Origin of the sequence: Ralstonia sp. 25C, assembly GCF_051904805.1 — a bacterium.
In the GTDB taxonomy this organism is placed as follows: Bacteria; Pseudomonadota; Gammaproteobacteria; order Burkholderiales; family Burkholderiaceae; genus Ralstonia.
Genome location: NZ_CP196737.1, coordinates 3,249,243 through 3,270,140, shown reverse-complemented (window position 1 = coordinate 3,270,140; position 20,898 = coordinate 3,249,243). Strand labels below are relative to the sequence as shown.

22 protein-coding genes are annotated in these 20,898 nt (G+C 64.3%); 16 read left to right on the top strand and 6 right to left on the bottom strand.

The features are described from left to right. Positions 1–331 precede the first annotated feature (331 nt). From ACS7SF_RS15295 to ACS7SF_RS15265, 7 genes are all read left to right on the top strand, one after another. The gene (locus ACS7SF_RS15295) at positions 332–1,846 is read left to right on the top strand and encodes an ABC transporter ATP-binding protein (protein ID WP_439890562.1); all 1,515 of its coding nucleotides are present in this window, start codon (positions 332–334) and stop codon (positions 1,844–1,846) included. Next, positions 1,839–2,948 (top strand): ABC transporter permease, encoded by a 1,110-nt coding sequence (locus ACS7SF_RS15290; protein WP_439890561.1) that lies wholly within the window; start codon positions 1,839–1,841, stop codon positions 2,946–2,948. Before ACS7SF_RS15295 ends, ACS7SF_RS15290 begins: the two co-directional genes overlap by 8 nt. A 22-nt stretch (positions 2,949–2,970) precedes the next feature. Then, a complete protein-coding gene (locus tag ACS7SF_RS15285) occupies positions 2,971–3,891 on the top strand; it encodes an ABC transporter permease (RefSeq protein WP_439890560.1) in 921 nt (306 codons plus the stop codon). A gap of 77 nt (positions 3,892–3,968) precedes the next feature. Beyond that, the gene (locus ACS7SF_RS15280; protein WP_439890559.1) at positions 3,969–5,126 is read left to right on the top strand and encodes a BMP family ABC transporter substrate-binding protein; all 1,158 of its coding nucleotides are present in this window, start codon (positions 3,969–3,971) and stop codon (positions 5,124–5,126) included. 165 nt (positions 5,127–5,291) lie between these two features. Next, on the top strand, positions 5,292–6,338 hold the full coding sequence (locus ACS7SF_RS15275) for a LysM peptidoglycan-binding domain-containing protein (RefSeq protein ID WP_439890558.1): 1,047 nt from the start codon (positions 5,292–5,294) through the stop codon (positions 6,336–6,338). Beyond that, a complete protein-coding gene (locus ACS7SF_RS15270; RefSeq protein ID WP_439890557.1) occupies positions 6,328–6,669 on the top strand; it encodes a hypothetical protein in 342 nt (113 codons plus the stop codon). Before ACS7SF_RS15275 ends, ACS7SF_RS15270 begins: the two co-directional genes overlap by 11 nt. A 177-nt stretch (positions 6,670–6,846) precedes the next feature. Beyond that, positions 6,847–7,143 (top strand): YkvA family protein, encoded by a 297-nt coding sequence (locus ACS7SF_RS15265; RefSeq protein ID WP_439890556.1) that lies wholly within the window; start codon positions 6,847–6,849, stop codon positions 7,141–7,143. A gap of 9 nt (positions 7,144–7,152) precedes the next feature. Here the strand turns inward: ACS7SF_RS15265 and ACS7SF_RS15260 are convergent, their stop codons facing one another. Genes ACS7SF_RS15260 through ACS7SF_RS15245 form a run of 4 tightly spaced genes read right to left on the bottom strand, consistent with a single transcriptional unit; the run spans position 7,153 to position 10,309 of the window. Beyond that, a complete protein-coding gene (locus ACS7SF_RS15260) occupies positions 7,153–8,133 on the bottom strand; it encodes a quinone oxidoreductase family protein (protein WP_439890555.1) in 981 nt (326 codons plus the stop codon). Then, positions 8,130–8,570 (bottom strand): methylglyoxal synthase, encoded by a 441-nt coding sequence (locus ACS7SF_RS15255; RefSeq protein WP_439890554.1) that lies wholly within the window; start codon positions 8,568–8,570, stop codon positions 8,130–8,132. The genes ACS7SF_RS15260 and ACS7SF_RS15255 overlap by 4 nt, the downstream gene beginning before the upstream one ends. A 10-nt stretch (positions 8,571–8,580) precedes the next feature. Next, positions 8,581–9,372, bottom strand: a complete 792-nt coding sequence (locus ACS7SF_RS15250; RefSeq protein ID WP_439890553.1) for an SDR family oxidoreductase — start codon at positions 9,370–9,372, stop codon at positions 8,581–8,583. A gap of 13 nt (positions 9,373–9,385) precedes the next feature. Further along, a complete protein-coding gene (locus ACS7SF_RS15245; RefSeq protein WP_439890552.1) occupies positions 9,386–10,309 on the bottom strand; it encodes a DMT family transporter in 924 nt (307 codons plus the stop codon). Between the two features lie 219 nt (positions 10,310–10,528). Here ACS7SF_RS15245 and upp point away from each other — a divergent pair, with 219 nt between their 5' ends. Then, positions 10,529–11,179 carry a uracil phosphoribosyltransferase gene (upp, locus tag ACS7SF_RS15240; protein WP_426397775.1) on the top strand — a complete coding sequence of 217 codons (651 nt, stop codon included), beginning with the start codon at positions 10,529–10,531 and terminating at the stop codon, positions 11,177–11,179. Positions 11,180–11,250: 71 nt separating this feature from the next. Here upp and ACS7SF_RS15235 read toward each other — a convergent pair whose 3' ends face one another. Next, on the bottom strand, positions 11,251–12,819 hold the full coding sequence (locus tag ACS7SF_RS15235) for a helicase HerA-like C-terminal domain-containing protein (protein ID WP_439890551.1): 1,569 nt from the start codon (positions 12,817–12,819) through the stop codon (positions 11,251–11,253). A gap of 182 nt (positions 12,820–13,001) precedes the next feature. Between ACS7SF_RS15235 and ACS7SF_RS15230 the strand changes: the two genes are divergently transcribed. The 8 genes from ACS7SF_RS15230 (at position 13,002) to rng (ending at position 20,245) form a co-directional block, all read left to right on the top strand. After that, entirely contained in the window at positions 13,002–13,727 is a 726-nt protein-coding gene (locus ACS7SF_RS15230) for a YebC/PmpR family DNA-binding transcriptional regulator (RefSeq protein ID WP_064802317.1), read from the top strand. 84 nt (positions 13,728–13,811) lie between these two features. Beyond that, a complete protein-coding gene (gene purD / locus ACS7SF_RS15225; RefSeq protein ID WP_439890550.1) occupies positions 13,812–15,080 on the top strand; it encodes a phosphoribosylamine--glycine ligase in 1,269 nt (422 codons plus the stop codon). A gap of 146 nt (positions 15,081–15,226) precedes the next feature. Then, a complete protein-coding gene (gene hemF / locus ACS7SF_RS15220) occupies positions 15,227–16,135 on the top strand; it encodes an oxygen-dependent coproporphyrinogen oxidase (RefSeq protein ID WP_439890549.1) in 909 nt (302 codons plus the stop codon). Then, entirely contained in the window at positions 16,132–16,842 is a 711-nt protein-coding gene (locus ACS7SF_RS15215; protein WP_439890548.1) for a nicotinate-nucleotide adenylyltransferase, read from the top strand. The genes hemF and ACS7SF_RS15215 overlap by 4 nt, the downstream gene beginning before the upstream one ends. A gap of 71 nt (positions 16,843–16,913) precedes the next feature. Beyond that, a complete protein-coding gene (rsfS, locus tag ACS7SF_RS15210) occupies positions 16,914–17,540 on the top strand; it encodes a ribosome silencing factor (protein WP_439890547.1) in 627 nt (208 codons plus the stop codon). Between the two features lie 21 nt (positions 17,541–17,561). Then, positions 17,562–18,032: a 23S rRNA (pseudouridine(1915)-N(3))-methyltransferase RlmH gene (gene rlmH / locus ACS7SF_RS15205; RefSeq protein WP_439890546.1), complete on the top strand. Its 471-nt coding sequence runs from the start codon at positions 17,562–17,564 to the stop codon at positions 18,030–18,032. Beyond that, the gene (locus tag ACS7SF_RS15200; RefSeq protein WP_439890545.1) at positions 18,029–18,661 is read left to right on the top strand and encodes a Maf family protein; all 633 of its coding nucleotides are present in this window, start codon (positions 18,029–18,031) and stop codon (positions 18,659–18,661) included. Before rlmH ends, ACS7SF_RS15200 begins: the two co-directional genes overlap by 4 nt. Positions 18,662–18,775: 114 nt before the next feature. Further along, complete coding sequence (rng, locus tag ACS7SF_RS15195) at positions 18,776–20,245, top strand: ribonuclease G (RefSeq protein ID WP_439890544.1); 1,470 nt, start codon at positions 18,776–18,778, stop codon at positions 20,243–20,245. A 25-nt stretch (positions 20,246–20,270) separates the two neighbouring features. Here rng and ACS7SF_RS15190 read toward each other — a convergent pair whose 3' ends face one another. After that, positions 20,271–20,876 (bottom strand): peroxidase-related enzyme, encoded by a 606-nt coding sequence (locus ACS7SF_RS15190; protein WP_439890543.1) that lies wholly within the window; start codon positions 20,874–20,876, stop codon positions 20,271–20,273. Between the last annotated feature and the right edge of the window lie 22 nt (positions 20,877–20,898).

Here is a 20,898-nt window from a genome sequence, read left to right as displayed (position 1 = left end):
ATCGGCCCAATTGGCCCGGCACGGGATTTGCACTGTGCCACCCCTCGTATGGGGCAGGCGCCAACCGGCCGAAATCGGGTTCCGGCATGGTGTCGAACGATATACATTACCGTTGATGGCAAGCATCACCAGACCATGATGATTGTTGCGATGCGTCGCGGCGAATCTGCATCGCGCATGGGGAACGACCGGCAATCTGAGAAGCGTCGTCAACGCAAATAATGAGACCGCCTCCGCAGCCCGCATGACACATGCGGCTCGCGGCGAGCGGCAGGAAACCACGAGCCAACCTGTTGTGACACAACATCCTCCGCGCCTGTCCCTGACAGGCATGACCAAGCGCTACCCGAGCGTGGTCGCCAACGACGGCGTGAGCCTCACCGTCGCGCCGGGCGAGATCCACGCCGTGCTGGGCGAAAACGGCGCCGGCAAGTCGACGCTGATGAAGATCATCTTCGGCGCGGTGCAGCCCGACGCCGGCGAGATGCAGCTCGACGGCCAGCGCGTCGAGATCGCCAACCCGCACCAGGCGCGCGCACTGGGCATCGCCATGGTGTTCCAGCACTTCTCGCTGTTCGACACGCTGACCGTGGCCGAGAACATCCTGCTCGGTCTGCCGACGGGCACCGATTTGCGCGACGTAGCCGAACAGGTGCGCACCACCGGCGACAAGTACGGTCTGCCGCTGGAGCCGCATCGCCATGTGCATACGCTTTCCGTAGGTGAACGCCAGCGCGTGGAAATCGTGCGCGCGCTGCTCACCAAACCGCGCCTGCTGATTCTCGACGAGCCGACCTCGGTGCTGACGCCGCAGGCCGTCGAAAAGCTCTTCGTGACGCTGCGCCAACTCGCCGCCGAAGGCACCAGCATCCTCTACATCAGCCACAAGCTCGACGAGATCCAGGCCCTGTGCCACACCGCCACGGTGATGCGCATGGGCAAGGTCACGGGCGTATGCGACCCGCGGCAGGAAACGGCGGCATCGCTGTCGCGGATGATGATTGGCGGCGAGCCCCCGCGTGAGCTCCGTCCGCAGACCACGCCGGGTGAGGTGCGCATGGAGGTGGCCGGGCTGTCGCTGCCCAAGGCACACGCCTTTGCGACGGAGCTACGCGACATCGCCCTGCAGTTGCGCAGCGGCGAAATCGTCGGCATTGCGGGCGTGTCAGGCAATGGTCAGCAGGAGCTGCTGGCTGCGCTGTCGGGCGAAGACACGCGTGCCTCGGCACAGACCATCAGCATCGGCAACGAGCCGGTCGCCAAGCTGGACCCGCGTGCGCGTCGCAAACGCGGGCTGTCGTTCGTGCCGGAAGAACGCCTGGGGCGCGGCGCGGTGCCGTCGCTGTCGCTGGCGGCCAATACGCTGCTGACGCACCAGCGTGCGCCGCAAGTGCGCGGCGGGCTGATCGACAAGACCGCCGCCGCCAAGCTGGCCGCCAAGATCATCCAGCGCTTCGGCGTGAAGGCGGGCGGACCGGATGCGCTGGCCAAGAGCCTGTCGGGCGGCAACCTGCAGAAATTCATCGTCGGCCGCGAAATCGAATGCGCGCCGCGCGTGCTCATCGTTGCGCAACCCACCTGGGGCGTGGACGTGGGCGCAGCGGCGCAGATCCACAATGAAATCCTCGCGCTCAAGGCCGGGGGCTGCGCCATCCTGATCGTGTCGGAAGAACTCGACGAACTCTTTGCGCTGTGCGATCGCCTGCATGTGATCGCCAACGGGCGCCTCTCCCCCTCCACCCCCACGCACGCCACCGACCGCGAACAGATCGGCCTGTGGATGAGTGGCATGTGGGACAAGGCCCCGGCTTCGGCAGCCGCATCTGCGGAGGTGGCCCATGGCTGAAGTCATGCATGGCAGCCGCTTGGCGCTGCCCATCTCGCTGGAGTTGCGTGCGATTCCGTCGCGCACGATGGCCTACGCCTCGCCGCTGATCGCGCTGGTGCTGACGATGGTGTTCGGCCTGCTGCTGTTTGCGCTGCTGGGCAAAGACCCGGTGGCTGGCCTGCGGGTGTTCCTGATCGAACCGCTCGCCAACAAGCGTGCGATTGGCGAGGTGCTGCTCAAGACCGTGCCGCTGGTGCTGTGTGCGCTGGGGCTGTCGGTGTGCTACCGCGCCAACGTGTGGAACATCGGCGCGGAAGGGCAACTGATCGTCGGCGGCATTTTTGCGGCGGCCACGATCATCGCTTTCGATACGCCGACGCCGGCGATTCCGGGCGGCTTCGCGTTGGTGCTCGCCGTCATCGCAGGCTTGGTTGGTGGTGCACTGTGGGCGGCGATCACCGCCCTGCTGCGCGATCGCTTTCATGCCAACGAGATTCTCGTCTCGCTGATGCTCACGTACATCGCGCAATTGCTGCTGCTGTACATGGTCAACGGGCCGCTCAAAGACCCGAACGGCATGAACTTCCCGCAGTCGATGGTGTTCGACAGCGCGTTCGTGTTGCCTACGCTGATGGCCGGTACGCGCCTGCACGTTGGCTTCCTGTTCATGCTCGTGATGACGGCGGCGATGACGCTGTTCGTGTTCCGCAGCTTCGCGGGCTATCGGCTGCAAGTCGGCGGGTTGGCACCGCAGGCGGCCCGTTACGCGGGCTTCTCGTCGCGTAAAGCGCTGTGGACCGCGTTGCTGATCTCGGGCGGGCTGGCAGGCATTGCCGGCGCCTTCGAGGTGACGGGGCCGATCGGGCAGTTGCTGCCGTCCATCTCCCCCGGCTACGGCTTCGCCGCCATCGTGGTGGCCTTTGTCGGGCGCCTGAATCCAGTGGGCACCGTGCTGGGCGCGATCGTGATGTCGCTGTTCTACATCGGCGGTGAACTGGCGCAATCGCGCCTGGGCCTCCCGTCGGCCATTACCGGGGTGTTCCAGGGGATGCTGCTGTTCTTCCTGCTGGCCTGCGACACGCTCATCGAATACCGCCTGCGCTGGCGCGCGCACCACTGATCGGGCAGAGAGAAACAGAAACATGGAAAGTCTTGCTCCCCTGATCGCCGCGTCGATCAACGCCGGCACCCCACTGCTGCTGGCTGCACTGGGCCTCTTGATGAACGAACGCTCCGGCGTCCTGAACCTGGGCGCCGAGGGCATGATGCTGGTGGCTGCCGTGGTCGGCTTCATGGTCGGTTACCAAACGCAGATTCCGCTGCTGGGTTTTGTGGCCGGCGCGATTGCCGGCATGGTGATGGCCGCGCTGTTTGCATGGCTCGCGCTCGTGCTGGTGACCAATCAGGTCGCGACTGGTCTCGCCCTGTCGATCTTTGGTACCGGGCTATCGGCCTTCATGGGCCAGCGCTTTGTCGGCATGTCGCTGCCGGCGCAGGCACATGGCATCCCGGGGTTGGAGTCGATCCCGTTTGTCGGGCCCGCCCTGTTCGCACACCACTGGATGGTCTATTTCAGCCTGCTGCTGTGCGGCGCGATTGCGTGGTTCCTGTTCAAGACGCGCGCGGGCCTGACGCTGCGCGCGATTGGTGAATCGCCGGAATCGGCCCATGCGCTGGGTTATCCGGTGCGCACGATTCGCTTTGGCGCATTGCTGTTCGGCGGGGCGTGCTGTGGGCTGGCGGGTGCGTATCTGTCGCTGGTCTACACGCCGATGTGGGTCGAGAACATGGTCGCCGGCCGCGGCTGGATCGCCCTGGCGCTGACCACCTTTGCCACCTGGCGCCCGCTGCGCATCCTGTTTGGCGCGCTGCTGTTTGGCGGCGTGACCATTCTGCAATTCCATCTGCAAGGGATGGGGGTATCGGTACCGTCGCAGATTCTGTCGATGGCGCCGTTTGCCGCGACGATCGTCGTCCTGGCCATCATCTCGCGCAATCCGGACTGGATTCGCCTGAACATGCCTGCGTCGCTCGGCAAGCCATTCCGCCCAGGGGCTGCCTAAACTGCGGCCTAAGCTTTTCAGCATTGCCACTTTTTCCGCTTCAACACAGTCAACGAGCCACACAACAGGAGAAATCGATGAACGTTACCCGCAGGATCACGCTGGCCGCGCTGGCCGCCGGCGCTGCCCTCACCCTCTGGGGTTGCGGCAAGTCCAATGACAACGCCGGCGGCAATGCCGCACCGGCCGCATCGTCGGCCCCCGCTGCCGCCGCACCGGCCCCGGCCAACGAGCCGCTGAAGGTCGCGTTCGTCTACGTCGGCCCGGTGGGCGATGCGGGCTGGACCTACGCCCACGATGCTGGCCGCAAGGAAGTCGAAGCCAAGTACGGCGACAAGGTGAAGACCAGCTTCGTTGAGAACGTGCCCGAAAGCGCAGCCGACGCCGAGCGCGTGTTCCGCGATCTCGCCACGCAAGGCAACAAGGTCATCTTCGGCACCAGCTTCGGTTTCATGGAATCGATGCTCAAGGTGGCCAAGGAATTCCCGGACGTGAAGTTCGAGCACGCCACCGGCTTCAAGACTGCCGACAACCTCGGCCAGTACGACGTGCGCACGTATGAAGGCGCGTATCTGGCGGGCGTGGTGGCCGGCAAGATGAGCAAGTCGGGCAAGCTGGGCGTGGTGGGTTCGGTGCCCATCCCTGAGGTGATCCGCAACATCGACTCGTTCACGCTGGGCGCGCGCAGCGTCAACCCGAAGGCCACCACCCGCGTGGTGTGGGTCAACAAGTGGTTCGATCCGGGCAAGGAGCGTGAAGCTGCGACGACCCTCATCGGCCAGGGCGTCGACGTGCTGATGCAGAACACCGACTCCGCCGCCGTGGTGCAGACCGCGCAAGAGAAAGGCGTCTACGCCATCGGCTGGGACAGCGACATGACCAAGTTCGGCGAGAAGGCCCACCTGGCCGCCTCGATGAACAAGTGGGGCGTGTACTACACCAAGGTCATCGGCGACGTGCTCGAGAACAAGTGGAAGCCCGAGACCATCTGGTGGGGCCTGAAGGAAGGCATGATCGACCTGGGCGCCTACAACGCCGTGGTGCCGGAAGACGTCAAGGCACTGGTCGAGACCAAGAAGAAGGGCATCATCGACGGCTCGGCCCCGATCTGGAAGGGCCCACTCAAGGACAACACCGGCAAGGAAGTCCTGCCCGCCGACAAGGTCGCCGACGATGGCTTCCTGCACGGCATCAAGTTCTACGTGGAAGGTGTGGAAGGCAAGATCCCGGGCTAAGCTGCGTCCGATTCAAGCGCTTTGGCAAAAAGCCGGCACCTCGCAAGAGGGCCGGCTTTTTTCATGGGTTATCACATCCACTGATCGCACCTCAAACCGCAACACTTCTCAATCATGAGCACTATCGAAGCCCCCTAGCATGGAGCCCCTTGGCATCTTGCGCTCATGAACATGAACTACATTGTGAAGCCCAGCGATTCTCTCTGGAAAATCGCGAGCACTTGGTTTGGCGATCCCGAGAAATGGAAAATCATTGCTGAGGACAATCGACTGACCTCAGCTAACCAACTCCTGGTCGGCCAATCGCTACAGTTGCGCGACTCGGTCATTCGCCACGCTCAGGGAGCCGCCGTGATGGCGCCCCCACATAACAAGGCTGGATTCGAGTTTCAGCATGCCACGAGCATCATTCCCGGCCGGGCCTATTTTTTCGTATTAGCAGATGAAATCAATCCGGCTCGAGCAAAGGTCGTCCGCAAAGTCATGGTCAATCCTGCGATGACAAAGGCCTTTGCAGCACGGCTCAACCGCTCCATTCCAGTAGTACCTAACCCAGAGGCATTTGGGATTCACCCAACCGCCCCTACGTCAAATCTGCCTCCGGGGCGACACGCCCTCGGAATGAAGCCCAGTCCATATTCATCTGCATCCTCTCGACCCTTTGGCGCGCCAAGATTCTCGGGTAGCAGCTTCTGGATTGACGTTGCCAAGGCCAAAGCTGCGGGTGCGACATTCCACGACACCCATGAAATTCTGGCCGATCTGGACCGAATCGCGGCCAAAACACGTGACGGCAACTCTGCCGCCAACATTGCGAGAATTCGGCGCTTGGTACAAGCTGACGCTGAAGTCTTGGTTCGGGGCTCAGTACCCGCCAACGCCATCAAGAGTTCCACAAGCCTCGCAATCACCCGTGGCCTACAAGGTGTGCAAATCATTGGCTTCGCAATGACCGCTTACGACATGGGCCATGCCACCCAAAGAGCTTTGGTGCTTCACTCTGCCAAACCTATCGCCGCAGAAACAATCCGGCAAACCGGAGGTTGGGCGATGGCTTGGGCAGGCATGAAACTTGGGGCAGCGGGCGGCGCCGCACTCGGTTTCGAAACTGGGCCCGGCGCAATTGTCACGGGAGCCATCGGTGCCTTCGTCGGCGGTACTGCAGGCTATTTCGGCTTTGACTGGATCGCGGATCATATTGATGCCAACTGACCTCTCCCCTCCCCGACCACCCTGGATCACTTTCCCGCAGCTTCAGCCTGGTGAACTGGCACTCCACGTACAGCAGGGTATTGCGGAAACGTGGTTCGATCAGGAATGGCGCCCCTACTGGGCACTCCTGACGCCCGAGCAGAAGAAGCGTTACTTGGACGATTGGCAAGCTAGCCCAGAATGGCGTGATGCGATCGCGTTTGTTTTCGACAACTTCTCTGACTTGGACATCGAGCTAGATGCTAGAGAATCCGAGGCGTATCTGAAGGCGCAGCGCGAGCACAGTGAGACAAAGAAACGGTCGCTGTTTGCACGTCTGTTCAAGCGATAGCAGCTCTTCAACAGAGGACATATGCGACCGAATGCCGGCACCTCGCAAGAGGGCCGGCTTTTTGCATGCGCGATGGCCGCTCAAGGCTTGAAAACCGGGCAGCTTCCCCAAGCTGATACGATGGTCCGCCGGTCAAACGATCCCATGTGACGCCGGCTTTTCATCCAGGAGCCCACGATGTTCGGACGACTCTTCCGCCTGTGGAGCGTAGTGCGCAACGACGTGCGCCTGCTGTGGTTTGCACTGCGCCATCCGGACAGGCCATGGTGGCTCGCGCCCGCCGCGGTGCTACTGGTCGGTTATGTGGTATCGCCGATCGATCTGATTCCGGATGTCATTCCGGTGATCGGCTGGGTGGACGACATCGTGCTCGTCCCGTTTGCGCTGCACATGCTGCTGCGCGCCCTGCCCCCACGCGTGCGCGAAGATGCGCGCTTTGCCGCCGCTCGACGAGTGACGCCGAGCGGGCGGTAAGCCGCTGCCTTACGGCAAGAGGATCGTCGAACCAGTCGTCTTGCGCGACTCGAGATCGCGGTGCGCCTGCGCCGCATCGGCCAGTGCATAGCGCTGGTGGATCTCGATCTTCACCTTGCCGCTACCCACCACATCGAACAGGTCTGCCGCCATCGGCTCCAGCAGATCGCGGCGCGCGGTGTACGTCATCAGCGTCGGACGCGTGAGCTTGAGCGAGCCTTTCGCGCTCAACACGCTGATGTCGAACGGCGGCACGGGGCCTGATGCGTTGCCATAGCTGACCATCCAGCCGCGCGGTGCCAGGCAATCCAGCGAGCCGGCAAACGTGTCCTTGCCGATCCCGTCGTAGACCACCGGCACGCCCTTGCCGCCGGTAATCTCGCGCACGCGCTCAGTGAAGTTCTCGCGCGTGTAGACGATGGTGTGGTCGCAGCCGTGCGCGCGGGCGAGTTCAGCCTTCGCATCGCTGCCGACCGTGCCGATCACCGTAGCGCCGAGTGCCTTGAGCCACTGGCACGCGATCAGGCCAACACCGCCCGCTGCGGCGTGAAACAGCACCGTATCGCCCGGCTGCACGCGGTAGCTGTCGCGGAGCAGGTATTGCGCGGTCATGCCCTGCAGCATCATCGCCGCGCCGGTTTCAAAGTCGATGGAGTCAGGCAAGCGCACGAGGATGTCGGCCGGCATCGTCCGCACGGCTGCATAAGCACCCGTCGGGCGGCCTGCGTAGGCAACGCGATCGCCCGGCTTGACGTGTGTGACGCCCTCGCCCACAGCCTCCACCACACCCGCCGCTTCCATGCCGATGCCACCCGGCAGCGGCTGCGGGTACAGCCCCGTGCGGAAGTACACGTCGATGTAGTTCAGGCCGATGGCGTGCTGCTTGATGGTGGCCTCGCCGGGGCCGGGCGCGGGCACGTCGACATCGACAAGCTGCATCACTTCCGGGCCGCCGGTTTCAAAGATGCGGATGGCTTTGGCTTGGGTCATGCGTGAATCTCCTTTGGTTCGGGCTGCACCAGTTGCAGGGCGGTCATCACCAGGTCGGCGGTCGACAGATTGGTGGCGCAGGGAATGTTGTGCACGTCGCACGCGCGCACCAGCGCGTTGATGTCGGGTTCGTGCGGCTGCGGCGTCATCGGGTCGCGCAAAAAGATCACCGCATCGACACGGCCTTCGGCAAGCTGCGCGCCGATCTGCAGGTCGCCGCCCCACGGGCCGGACAACATGCGCTGCACGGTCAGGCCGACTTCCTTCTCCAGCCGGCCGCCTGTGGTGCCGGTCGCCAGCAGGTCGCATTGCGAGAGAAACGCCTGATGCGTCTGCGCGAAGGCGACCATGTCGTCTTTCTTGTGGTCGTGGGCGATCAGGGCGACGCGGCGCTTTCGTGATGCGGGGGCTGCGCTTTCGGGCGTAAGGGTGGTCATGGTGGTTGGCTTAGAAGGTGCCAGGAAAGCTGCCGCCATCCAGTAGGATGTTTTGGGCGTTCAGATAGCCAGCGTGCTGGCTGCACAGGAAGGCGCACACGGCGCCAAATTCGGCCGGTTGGCCAAAGCGCCGGGCCGGGTTGCCCTGGCGCTTGCGGTCGAAGTTCTCTTCCGCGCTGATGCCGGCGGCTTTGGCCCCGGCTTCCAGCGTCTTGCTCAGGCGATCGGTCTCGAACTGGCCCGGCAGCAGGTTGTTGACGGTCACCCCGTGCTTGGCCACTTCGCGCGCCAGGCCGGCCACGAAACCAGTCAGGCCCGACCGCGCACCGTTGGACAAGCCCAGCACATCGATCGGCGCCTTCACCGCGCCGCTGGTGATATTGACGATGCGGCCCCAGCGGCGCGCGATCATCTTGTCGACGGTGGCCTTGATGAGGTCGATCGGCGTGAGCATGTTGGCGTTGAGCGCGGCATTCCACGCGTCGCGATCCCAGTCACGGAAGTTGCCCGGCGGCGGGCCACCCGCGTTGTTGACGAGGATGTCGGGTGAGCCGCCCAGGCGTTCACACGCGAGCAACGCCTCGGCGCGGCCCTCGGGTGTGGTGATGTCGGTGGCGACGGCCTCCACGCGCACGCCGTGCGCGCTGCGAATGCGATCCGCTGCCGCCAGCAACGCTTCCGCGCCACGCGCAACAATCACGACATCCACGCCTTCCGCTGCCAGTGCATCGGCACAGGCGAAGCCCAATCCCTTGCTCGCGCCGCATACCAGCGCACGCTTGCCTTTCAAACCCAAGTCCATCCCACAGCCTCCTTTATTTGTTGGCACCAGCACGGCGCGACAGCAACGCCATGCCGGCCAGCACCAGCGCACTACCGGCGATCTGCCACATCGTGATGGGCTCGCCCAACAGCCACCAGCCCAGCAGCAACGTCGATACCGGCCCGATCATGCCCGCTTGCGAGGCCACCGGCGCACCCACACGCGCCACCGCCATCATCGTCATCGTGACGGGCGCCACGGTGCAGAACACCGAATTGATGGCCGACAGCCCATACACCTGCCACGGCAACACCAGCGCATGCACCGGCCGCAGCACCAGAAACTGGATGATGCAAGCCACCGTCGACACGCACATCGCATACGCCACCAGCCGCATTGAACCGACACGCTTGACCAGCTCGCCGCTGGCCAGCAGATAGATACCGTAGCTGATGGCGCTGGCGAGCACCAATCCACCACCAAGCCACACGTTGTTGCCGCCGAGGTTGAGATCGTGCGCGAACACCAGCACGATGCCGGCGTACGCCAGCGCGAGAGACACCCACTGCAAGCCGGTGATGCGCCGCTTGAACACCGTTGCGGTAATCAGCAGCACAAACGATGGCGTCAGAAACAGAATCAGCCGCTCTAGCCCCGCCGTGATGTATTGCAGGCCCAGAAAATCCAGAAAGCTGGAGAGGTAATAGCCGATGATGCCGAGCCCGACAATGCGCCAACGGTCTGACGGTGCCAGCGGCTGCGCACGGCGGGATTGCCACCACCCCATCGCCATGAACAACGGCGCGGCGAGCAGCATGCGCAGCGTGATCACCATGACCGCATCCACCTGGTAGCGGTACATCAGCTTGGCGACGATGGCCTTGGCCGAAAACAGCACCGCGCCCACAGAGGCAAGCAGCAAGCCGCCAGTGTCGGTATGTGCGGGGGTGGAAGACGCGGAAGACGCAGTGGGCACAGCGGAACGAAGGCCTGTTGGAGAGCGTCGTCGATTGTATGGGAATTCAACAAAACGTTCTGGCGGCAGGTGCGCTGCACGTGGCGTGGATGGCGCTTGCCAGCGAGCCAGCCGCCGTACAATCGCCAGTGCCCCGATGAGCCACACCGCCGATAAGCCGCTCGATTTTTCATATGGCGCGCGCCGTACAATGCGCCTCACTACCGCCCACATCTCGCCATGAAACAAGATCCGCGCTTTCCGAACCTGTTCATCCTCAATCACCCGCTGATCCAGCACAAGCTGACGCACATGCGCGACAAGGACACGTCCACGCGCACGTTCCGCGAACTGCTGCGCGAGATCACGCTACTGATGGGCTACGAGATCACCCGCAACCTGCCGCTGACCAGCCGCCACATCGACACGCCGATGGGCCCGATGGAAGCCCCCGTCATCGCCGGCCGCAAGCTGGCCGTGGTGCCGGTGCTGCGCGCAGGCGTGGGCATGAGCGATGGGCTGGTCGAGCTGATTCCGTCGGCGCGCATCGGCCATATCGGCGTGTACCGCGACGAGCAACACCGTCCGGTGGAATACCTCGTTCGCCTGCCGGACCTGGAGGACCGCACCTTCATCCTGTGCGATCCGATGGTCGCCACCGGCTACTCGGCTGTGCACGCGATCGACGTGATGAAGAAGCGCGGCGTGCCGGACGAGAACATCCTGTTCCTGGCCCTCGTGGCCGCGCCGGAAGGCGTGGAGGTGTTCCAGAAGGCGCATCCGGGCGTGAAGCTGTTTGTGGCTTCGCTCGATTCGCACCTGGACGAGAACGCCTACATCATCCCCGGCCTCGGCGATGCCGGCGACCGCCTGTTCGGCACGAAGAACTGATCGCGCTTCGTTTTGCGCAAACAAAAACAGCCGGCATTGCCGGCTGTTTTTGTTTGCGCATCAGAAAACGGTCAGCGCTTCTTCGACCCGCCCAGGATGCTGCCCAGCACCCCACGCACAATCTCGCGTCCAATGGTCGAGCCGATCGTACGTGTTGCCGATTTGGCCAACGTTTCCACAATCGAATCGCCGCGGCCCGTGCGGCCCGTACCCTTGGTCAGGATCGAGCCCACCTCGCCCAACCAGCCGCCGCCCTGTTGCTGCGCTGGCGCGGGCGCCGGAACCGGTACCGGCACAGAACCTGACGACGCCCCAAAATCGGTGCCGATCGACCCCGACGTCGGCGCGGGTGCCGCCCCACCGCCTGCCACGCGACCGGTCAGAATTTCATACGCCGACTCACGATCGATGGCCGTGTCGTACCGCCCCGCCACCAGCGAGTTGGCGATCAGCGCGCGGCGCTCGTCATCCGAGATCGGCCCAATGCGCGACGCCGGCGGCACAACAAACGCCCGCTCCGTAATCTCGGGGCGACCGCCTTCATCCAGCATGGAGATCAGCGCTTCCCCCACAGCCAGTTCGCCAATCGCCTGCTCGATGCTGAATTCGGGGTTGGCGCGCATCGTGGTGGCGGCCGCCTTCACGGCCTTCTGATCGCGCGGCGTGAAGGCGCGCAGCGCGTGTTGCACGCGGTTACCAAGCTGGCCGAGCACGGTATCGGGCACGTCCGACGGGTTCTGCGTCACGAAGTACACGCCCACGCCCTTCGAGCGAATCAGCCGCACCACCTGCTCCACCTTCTGCAGCAGCGACGGCGGCGCATCGTTGAACAGCAGGTGCGCCTCATCAAAGAAGAACGCCAGCTTGGGCTTGTCCAGATCGCCCACTTCCGGCAGGTGTTCGAACAGCTCCGAAAGCATCCACAGCAGGAAGGTCGCGTACAGCTTGGGCGCGTTGAGCAGCTTGTCGGCCGCCAGGATGTTGATCACGCCCTGGCCGCGCACGGTCTGCATCAGGTCGTTGATGTCGAGCATCGGCTCGCCGAAGAACTGGTCGGCGCCCTGCTCTTCCAGCGCGATCAGGTTGCGCTGGATGGCCCCGATGCTGGCCGACGAGATGTTGCCGTACTTGTTGGTGTACTCCGACGAATGCTCGCCGACGTGCTGCAGCATCGCGCGCAGGTCTTTCATGTCGAGCAGCGCCAGGCCGGAGTCGTCTGCAATCTTGAAGACGAGGTTCAGCACGCCGGTCTGAATGTCGTTGAGCTCCAGCATGCGCGACAGCATCAGCGGACCCATGTCGGACACGGTGGCGCGCACGGGGTGGCCTTTCTCGCCGTACACATCCCACAGCGTGACCGGGCAGCCAGCCCATTGCGGTTCTTCCAGGCCGCGCTCCTGCAGGCGGGCCTTGAGCTTGTCGTTCGACTGGCCGGGCTGCGAAATGCCTGTCAGGTCACCTTTCACGTCGGCCAGGAAGACCGGCACGCCGATCTTCGACAGGCCCTGGGCGATCGACTGCAGGGTGACGGTCTTGCCGGTGCCGGTGGCGCCGGTGATCAGGCCATGACGGTTGGCGAGCTGGGGCAGCAGCACCAGTTCAGTTTTCGTGTTCTTGGCAACGAGGATGGGATCGGTCATGGCATTCGGACGGGGATCAATCTTTGGGGGCGGGCACCCATCGCTCGACCGGACGGACGGGTCGGCGGGCGTGTGCAGCATGCTAAAATCTGCGACCGATTATAGAGCGTGCAGGTGGCGTCAGACCGCCATCTGGGCGCCGCGTTTCACCGTTTTCCACCGCATTCCGCTCGGAGAGTTTCATGGCCGGTCATTCCAAATGGGCCAATATCAAGCATAAAAAAGCCGCTGCCGACGCCAAGCGCGGCAAGATTTGGACGCGCCTGATCAAGGAAATCACCGTGGCGGCCCGTCTGGGCGGCGGCGATGCCGACTCCAACCCGCGCCTGCGCCTGGCCATGGACAAGGCCACCGATGCCAACATGCCCAAGGACAACATCCAGCGCGCCATCCAGCGCGGCGTGGGTGGCCTGGAAGGCGCGAACTACGAAGAAATCCGCTACGAAGGCTACGGCATCAATGGCGCCGCCATCATCGTCGACTGCCTGACCGACAACCGTACGCGCACCGTGGCCGAAGTCCGCCACGGCTTTGACAAGTACGGCGGCAACATGGGCGTCGCGGGCTCGGTGGCTTTCCTGTTCGATCACGTCGGGCAGTTCATCTTTGCCCCGGGCACACCCGAAGACAAGCTGATGGACGCCGCGCTCGAAGCCGGCGCCGACGACGTCGTCACGCATGAAGACGGCGCGCTCGAAGTCATCTGCCCGCCGCACGATTTCACCAAGGTCAAGACCGCACTGGAAGCCGCTGGCTTCAAGGCCGAACTGGCCGAAGTCATCATGAAGCCGCAGAACGAAGTCGAGTTCACCGGCGAAGATGCGGTCAAGATGCAGAAGCTGCTTGACGTCCTGGAAAACCTGGACGACGTGCAGGAAGTCTTCACCAACGCGGTCATCGGGGAATAAGCCCCGGACACGCGCATAACGGCGATCGACCTGACCGATCGCCGTTTTTGTTTTCCAGTTTTCGATTTTTTGAGTAGGTACAGCATGAAAGTGATGGTGGTCGGTTCGGGCGGTCGAGAGCACGCCCTGGCATGGAAGCTGGCACGCTCGCCCAAGGTGCAGGTGGTCTACGTGGCTCCGGGCAACGGCGGCACGGCGCTCGACAAGCGCCTGCAAAACCTGCCGATCACGGACCCGGAAGTGCTGGCTGCGTTTGCCGAGCGCGAAGGCATCCACTTCACGGTGGTGGGCCCGGAAGCCCCGCTGGCCGCCGGTATCGTTGATCTGTTCCGTGCCAAGGGCCTGCGCATTTTCGGGCCGACCCAGGCTGCGGCGCAGCTCGAATCGTCGAAGGATTTCGCCAAGGCGTTCATGCATCGCCACGGCATTCCGACCGCCAAATACCAGACCTTCAGCGACGCGGCGCAGGCGCATGCCTACATTGACCAGGAAGGCGCCCCGATCGTCATCAAGGCCGACGGCCTGGCCGCCGGCAAGGGCGTGGTCGTCGCCATGACAGCCGAAGAAGCGCACAGCGCCATCGACATGATGCTGGCCGACAACCGCCTGGGCGATGCCGGTGCGCGCGTGGTGATCGAAGAATTCCTGTCCGGCGAAGAAGCCAGCTTCATCGTCGTGTGCGATGGCAAGAACGTGGTGGCACTGGCCACCAGTCAGGACCACAAGCGCCTGCTCGATGGCGACGCCGGCCCGAACACGGGCGGCATGGGCGCCTACTCGCCGGCACCGGTGGTCACGCCCACACTGCACGCCCGCGCGCTGCGCGAGATCATCATGCCGACCATCCGCGGCATGGAAAAAGACGGCATCCCGTACACCGGTTTCCTCTACGCCGGCCTGATGATCGACGCCGACGGCAACCCCAAGACGCTCGAATTCAACTGCCGCATGGGCGACCCGGAAACGCAGCCCATCATGGCGCGCATGAAGACCGACCTGTACGACGTGCTCGACCGCGCCATCGACGGCAAACTCGACGGCATGGAGCTCGACTGGGACCGCCGGACCGCACTGGGCGTGGTCATGGCCGCACACAACTACCCAGATACGCCGCGCAAGGGCGACGTCATCACCGGCATCCCGAAGGAAACGGAAGACAGCATCACATTCCACGCTGGCACCACGCTGCAGGACGGCGTGCTGACGACGAGCGGCGGCCGTGTGCTGTGCGTGGTCGGCCTGGCTGACACCGTCAAGGCCGCCCAGCGTGCCGCGTACAACGCCATCGAACAGATTCACTTTGATGGCGCACAGTACCGCAAGGACATTGGCCACCGCGCCATCCGCCACTAAGCGACTCCCCGCCGCGCCGATGCCCCAAAATAGGGCAGGCGCGGCATCCGTCACCCCGGGTGATCCCCACCAAGCCCCAAGCGGCCCGCCCGCTACAATGGTGACAACCGCATGACTCGGCCGCACCCGCAGCCCCGCCCGATCTGATGGATACCCAAGCCGTCCGCGCCTACCTGCTGGACCTGCAGGACCGCATCACCACTGCCGCCGGCGCACTCGACGGCGGTAGCTTCGTCACCGACACGTGGGAAAAACCACCCACCGAGCGCCTGCGCGGCAGCGGCCGCACCCGCATTCTGGAAGGCGGCGCGGTGCTGGAGCGCGGCGGCGTCGGCTTCTCACACGTGATGGGCGACACCCTGCCCCCCTCAGCCACCGCCAACCGGCCCGAACTGGCCGGGCGCGGCTTCGAGGCGATGGGCGTGTCGCTGGTCTTCCACCCGCGCAACCCGTACGTGCCGACGGTGCACATGAACGTGCGCTGCTTCGTGGCCGTGCGGCCCGATGCCGAGCCCGTCTGGTGGTTCGGCGGCGGCATGGACTTGACGCCCTACTACGGCTTCACCGAAGACGCCTCGCACTTCCACCGCACGTGCCAGGGCGCCCTCGCCCCCTACGGCGACGAGCTGTACCCGCGCTTCAAGCAATGGTGCGACGACTATTTCTATCTGAAACACCGCAAGGAAGCACGCGGCATCGGCGGCATCTTCTTCGACGACTTTGCTGAGCTCGGCTTCGAGCGCAGCTTCGAGATGATGCGCTCCGTCGGCGATGCGTTCCTGCCCGCCTGGCTGCCCATCGCCGAGCGACGCCACGCCACCCCCTATGGCGACACCGAACGCGACTTCCAGGCCTACCGCCGTGGCCGCTATGTTGAGTTCAACCTCGTGTTCGACCGCGGCACGCTGTTCGGCCTGCAAAGCGGCGGACGGACGGAATCGATCCTGATGTCGATGCCACCGGTCGCCAATTGGCGCTACGACTGGCAGCCCGAACCGGGCTCGCCCGAAGCCGCGCTGTATACCCATTTCCTGCCGGCGCGCGACTGGGTATGAGCCTTCCCACATTCGCCCGCCCCGATCTTGGCCGCCCCTATCGCCTCGGCTTGCTGGGCGGCACGTTCGATCCGCCGCACGTCGGCCACATCGCCCTGGCCGAGCTGTGCATCGCCCGGCTCGATCTGGACGAACTGCTGTGGATTCCGACCGGCGTGTCGTGGCAGAAAGCCGCTGACATCACGCCTGCGCCGCTGCGCTTTGCCATGACCGAACTGGCCGCCAAAGCGGTACGCGGTGGCTCCGCCAAGGTCCACGTGACCAGCATGGAAGTCGACCGCCACGGCCCCAGCTACACCATCGACACCGTGCGCGAACTGCGCGGCGTCTACGGCCCGGACACCTCCATGGCGTGGCTGATGGGCGCCGACCAGCTCGTCGGGCTGGACACCTGGCACGGCTGGCAAGACCTGTTCGAATATGTGCACCTGTGCGTCGCCACGCGGCCCGGTTTCGACTTGCAGGCGCTGCATGCGCCCGTGCAACGTGAACTGGATGTGCGCCGGGGCGACACGGCATTGGTACAATGCGCACCCGCCGGTCACATGTGGATCGACCAGACGCTCGCCGTCGACCTGTCGTCCACCCGCCTGCGCCAGCAGCTTGCAGCCGGCGAGCGCTGCGACGCCGACCTGCCCGCCGGCGTGGCCGACCTGATCCAATCGCATTCGCTGTACCGCCGTGCCAATGGCACGGTGAGTGTTTGACCGCGTGATTGACTTCACTCGCGCGCTTTTTTGACCTTTCTTTCGCCTTTTAAACGTTCTTCTCACTCAGTATGGATATTCGCAAACTACAACGCGTGATCGTCGACGCGCTCGAAGACGTCAAGGCGCAAGACATCAAGGTCTTCAATACGACGCACCTGACCGAACTGTTCGACCGCACGGTCATCGCCAGCGGCACGTCCAACCGCCAGACCAAGGCACTGGCTGCGTCCGTACGTGACGCCGTGAAGGAAGCCGGCGGCCACGTCATCGCCGTGGAAGGCGAAGACGTGGGCGAATGGGTGCTGGTCGACTGCGGTGACGCCGTGGTCCACATCTTCCAGCCGCAACTGCGCCAGTACTACAACCTGGAAGAAATCTGGGGCGACAAGCCGGTGCGCGTCGAACTCGGCGGCACCAGCAAGCGCGGCCTGCCCAAGGCCAGCGAAGACTACGACGACGAGGAAGATGAGGCCGAAGAGGTCACGCCCGCTAAGCGCCGTACCACCAAGCCGGCGCTGGCCGGTGAGCGCCCGACCAAGGCAGCGGCACCGAGCAAGAAGGCGCCCGCCAAAACCGCTGCCAAGAAGCCTGCCACCAAGCGCGCAGCCGGCACTGGCAAGCCCGCCACGAAGGTCGCAAAAACGGCAACCAAGACCGCCGCCAAACGCGCTCCGGCCAAGAAGCGCGCGGCGTAACCTCGCGCAGGCAGTCTCGCCATGCAGTTGCTGATCGTTGCCGTCGGGCACAAGATGCCGTCCTGGATCGAGGACGGCTTCTCTGAGTACGCCAAGCGCATGCCGCCCGAACTGCGCATCGAACTGCGCGAGATCAAGCCCGAGCAGCGCTCGGGCAGCCGCACCGCCGCCACCGTCATGCAGCTCGAAGCCGCGCGCATTGAAGCCGCGCTGCCGAAGGGTTGCCGCATGATCGCGCTGGATGAGCGCGGCAAGGACCTCACCACCGTGGCACTTGCCGAATCCCTCACCGGATGGCAACAGGAAGGCGGCGACGTGGCCTTCGTGATCGGCGGCGCGGACGGGCTCGACCCGGCGCTCAAGGCGAAGGCCCGCACGCTGATCCGCCTGTCGAGCCTGACGCTGCCGCACGGCATGGTGCGTGTGCTCCTGGCCGAGCAGCTCTATCGGGCGTGGAGCATCACGCAGAACCACCCGTATCACCGCGTATGACCACGGATCTGGCAGGCCAAAACGGCGTGCCGCACCTCTATCTCGCATCCCAAAGCCCGCGCCGGCAGGAATTGCTGCGCCAGATCGGCGCGCGCTTCGAGCTGCTGCTGGCGGATGGTGATGAGGATGCCGAAGCGCTGGAAGCCGTGCTTCCCGGCGAAACACCCGACGACTATGTCCAACGCGTCTGCGCATTGAAGGCGCAAGCTGCGGTGCGCCGCCGCATCGCACGTAACCTCCCTGCCCTGCCGATCCTCACGTCCGACACCACGGTGTGCCTGGGCGGCGAGATCCTCGGCAAGCCGACCGACGCCGCCGATGCTCACCGCATGCTGCGTGGCATGTCCGGCCGCGAACACCGCGTGCTGACCGCCGTGACGGTCGTCACCGCCAGCGGCACGCCGATGCACGCGCTGTCCATTTCCGACGTGCGATTTGCCGTACTGACGGACAACGACATCGCCCGTTACATCGCCAGCGGCGAGCCGTTCGGCAAGGCCGGCGCGTATGGCATCCAGGGCCGCGCGGCCGCCTTCGTCGCCCATATTTCGGGAAGCTATTCGGGTATCATGGGCCTACCCTTGTTCGAGACGGCAGCGCTGCTCGCACAAGCGAGCATCGTTCTCTGACCGGCCGCTGAAGCACGCGCCGAGCAGCGTGCGAGGGCCGGTTTCAAGACACGCTTCGGGCGCGCAATACCAGCCCAGAGGCGGGTGCTGAAACCCGCTCTCTTGGTACCCCCCATGTCCGAAGACATCCTCGTCAATATCACGCCGCAAGAAACGCGCGTGGCCATCGTCCAGCAAGCTGCCGTTCAAGAGCTTCACATAGAGCGCACGCTCACACGTGGCCTGGTCGGCAACATCTATCTCGGCAAGGTCGTACGCGTGCTGCCTGGCATGCAATCGGCCTTTATCGATATCGGCCTGGAGCGCGCAGCCTTCCTGCACGTGGCTGATATCTGGCACCCGCGCGATGCCAAGGACGCCCCGCCCACGCCGCAGGTCGCCATCGAGAGGACGTTGTTCGAAGGCCAGGCGCTGATGGTGCAGGTCATCAAGGACCCGATCGGCACCAAGGGCGCCCGGCTGTCTACGCAGGTCAGCATTGCCGGCCGCACGCTGGTGTATCTGCCGCAGGACCCGCACATCGGCATCTCGCAGAAGATCGGCAACGAGGCCGAGCGTGAAGCGCTGCGCGCGCGCGTGACAGCGATGGTGCCGACCGAGGAGCGTGGCGGCTTCATCGTGCGCACGATCGCCGAGGAAGCCACCGACGAGGAGCTCGCCAACGACGTTGCCTACCTGCGCAAGATCTGGGCGACCATCCGCCACAACGCGACCACCCTGCCCGCGCCGTCGATCCTGTACCAGGACCTGAACCTCGCCCAGCGCGTGCTCCGCGATTTCGTGACGGACGAGACGCGCAGCATCCAAGTCGATTCGCGTGAGAACCATCAGAAGCTGATCGAATTTGCGCAGGAATACACACCGGCCGTGGTCGAACGCCTGACGCACTACACCGGCGAACGGCCGATCTTCGATCTGTACAACATCGAGGCGGAAGTCGAGCGCGCGCTGTCGCGCCGGGTCGATCTGAAATCGGGCGGCTACCTGATGATCGACCAGACCGAGGCGATGACGACGATCGACGTCAACACCGGCGGCTACGTGGGCGCGCGCAACTTCGACGACACGATCTTCAAGACCAACCTGGAAGCCGCGCACACCATCGCGCGGCAACTGCGGCTGCGTAACCTGGGCGGCATCATCATCATCGACTTCATCGACATGGAGTCGGCCGACCATCGCGACGCAGTGCTGGCGGAGCTGCGCAAGGCACTGTCGCGCGACCGCACGCGCATCACGGTCAACAGCTTCTCGCAGCTTGGGCTGGTGGAGATGACGCGCAAACGTACGCGGGAATCGCTCGCGCACGTGCTGTGCGAGCAATGCCCGGTGTGCCATGGCAAGGGGCAGGTCAAGACACCGCGCACGGTGTGCTACGACATCCTGCGCGAAATCATGCGGGAGTCGCGGCAGTTCAATCCGCGCGAGTTCCGCATCCTGGCGTCGCAGTCGGTGATCGACCTGTTCCTGGAAGAAGAAAGCCAGCACCTTGCGATGCTGGGAGACTTCATCGGCAAGCCGATTTCGCTGCAGGTGGAATCGTCGGCGGCGAGCCAGGAGCAGTACGACATCATCCTGATGTAATCGCACAGCGCCTGACGCTAGGCGCTTATTTTTTCTCGCGCGGCAGGCGGCCCAGCAGGAAGAACTCCTCGTTCGGCCGCATCGAAATCACGTTTGCCATGCGGTTCGACAGGCCGAAGAAGGCCGTGATGCCGGCGATATCCCACACGTCTTCCTCATCGAAACCATGCGCGCGCAATGCTTCATCGTCGGCTTCGTTGACCGTGTGTGAAGCGGTGCAGACCTTCATCGCAAAATCGAGCATCGCGCGCTGGCGCGGCGTGATGTCGGCCTTTCGGTAGTTGACCGCCACTTGGTCGGCCACGAGCGGGTTCTTCTCATAGATGCGCAGGATCGCGCCGTGCGCGACCACGCAATACAGGCACTGGTTGGCGCCGGACGTGGCCACCACGATCATCTCGCGCTCGCCCTTGGTCAGGCTGCTGCCCTCGCGCTGCATCAGCGCATCGTGGTAGGCGAAGAAAGCGCGGCACTCGTCGGGCCGGTGCGACAGCGCAAGGAAGACGTTCGGCACGAAGCCGGTCTTCTCCTGCACTTCGAGGATGCGCTCGCGGATGTCTTCGGGAATGTCGGCCAGCTCAGGAACGGGGAACCGGCTGATGGGCGGGTGGCTGGCTGCGGTGGCGGTCATGGGTGTCTCCTGTCGTTTTCAG

Coding starts and splice junctions, on each gene's coding strand:
- ACS7SF_RS15235 (WP_439890551.1), bottom strand. CDS start 12,819: ATGACCGATCCCATCCTCGTTGCCAAGAACACGAAAACTGAACTGGTG.
- ACS7SF_RS15190 (WP_439890543.1), bottom strand. CDS start 20,876: ATGACCGCCACCGCAGCCAGCCACCCGCCCATCAGCCGGTTCCCCGTT.
- ACS7SF_RS15270 (WP_439890557.1), top strand. CDS start 6,328: ATGCCAACTGACCTCTCCCCTCCCCGACCACCCTGGATCACTTTCCCG.
- hemF (WP_439890549.1), top strand. CDS start 15,227: ATGGATACCCAAGCCGTCCGCGCCTACCTGCTGGACCTGCAGGACCGC.
- ACS7SF_RS15260 (WP_439890555.1), bottom strand. CDS start 8,133: ATGACCCAAGCCAAAGCCATCCGCATCTTTGAAACCGGCGGCCCGGAA.
- ACS7SF_RS15280 (WP_439890559.1), top strand. CDS start 3,969: ATGAACGTTACCCGCAGGATCACGCTGGCCGCGCTGGCCGCCGGCGCT.
- rsfS (WP_439890547.1), top strand. CDS start 16,914: ATGGATATTCGCAAACTACAACGCGTGATCGTCGACGCGCTCGAAGAC.
- rng (WP_439890544.1), top strand. CDS start 18,776: ATGTCCGAAGACATCCTCGTCAATATCACGCCGCAAGAAACGCGCGTG.
- ACS7SF_RS15285 (WP_439890560.1), top strand. CDS start 2,971: ATGGAAAGTCTTGCTCCCCTGATCGCCGCGTCGATCAACGCCGGCACC.
- ACS7SF_RS15265 (WP_439890556.1), top strand. CDS start 6,847: ATGTTCGGACGACTCTTCCGCCTGTGGAGCGTAGTGCGCAACGACGTG.
- ACS7SF_RS15255 (WP_439890554.1), bottom strand. CDS start 8,570: ATGACCACCCTTACGCCCGAAAGCGCAGCCCCCGCATCACGAAAGCGC.
- upp (WP_426397775.1), top strand. CDS start 10,529: ATGAAACAAGATCCGCGCTTTCCGAACCTGTTCATCCTCAATCACCCG.
- ACS7SF_RS15295 (WP_439890562.1), top strand. CDS start 332: ATGACCAAGCGCTACCCGAGCGTGGTCGCCAACGACGGCGTGAGCCTC.
- ACS7SF_RS15215 (WP_439890548.1), top strand. CDS start 16,132: ATGAGCCTTCCCACATTCGCCCGCCCCGATCTTGGCCGCCCCTATCGC.
- purD (WP_439890550.1), top strand. CDS start 13,812: ATGAAAGTGATGGTGGTCGGTTCGGGCGGTCGAGAGCACGCCCTGGCA.
- rlmH (WP_439890546.1), top strand. CDS start 17,562: ATGCAGTTGCTGATCGTTGCCGTCGGGCACAAGATGCCGTCCTGGATC.
- ACS7SF_RS15250 (WP_439890553.1), bottom strand. CDS start 9,372: ATGGACTTGGGTTTGAAAGGCAAGCGTGCGCTGGTATGCGGCGCGAGC.
- ACS7SF_RS15200 (WP_439890545.1), top strand. CDS start 18,029: ATGACCACGGATCTGGCAGGCCAAAACGGCGTGCCGCACCTCTATCTC.
- ACS7SF_RS15275 (WP_439890558.1), top strand. CDS start 5,292: ATGAACATGAACTACATTGTGAAGCCCAGCGATTCTCTCTGGAAAATC.
- ACS7SF_RS15230 (WP_064802317.1), top strand. CDS start 13,002: ATGGCCGGTCATTCCAAATGGGCCAATATCAAGCATAAAAAAGCCGCT.
- ACS7SF_RS15290 (WP_439890561.1), top strand. CDS start 1,839: ATGGCTGAAGTCATGCATGGCAGCCGCTTGGCGCTGCCCATCTCGCTG.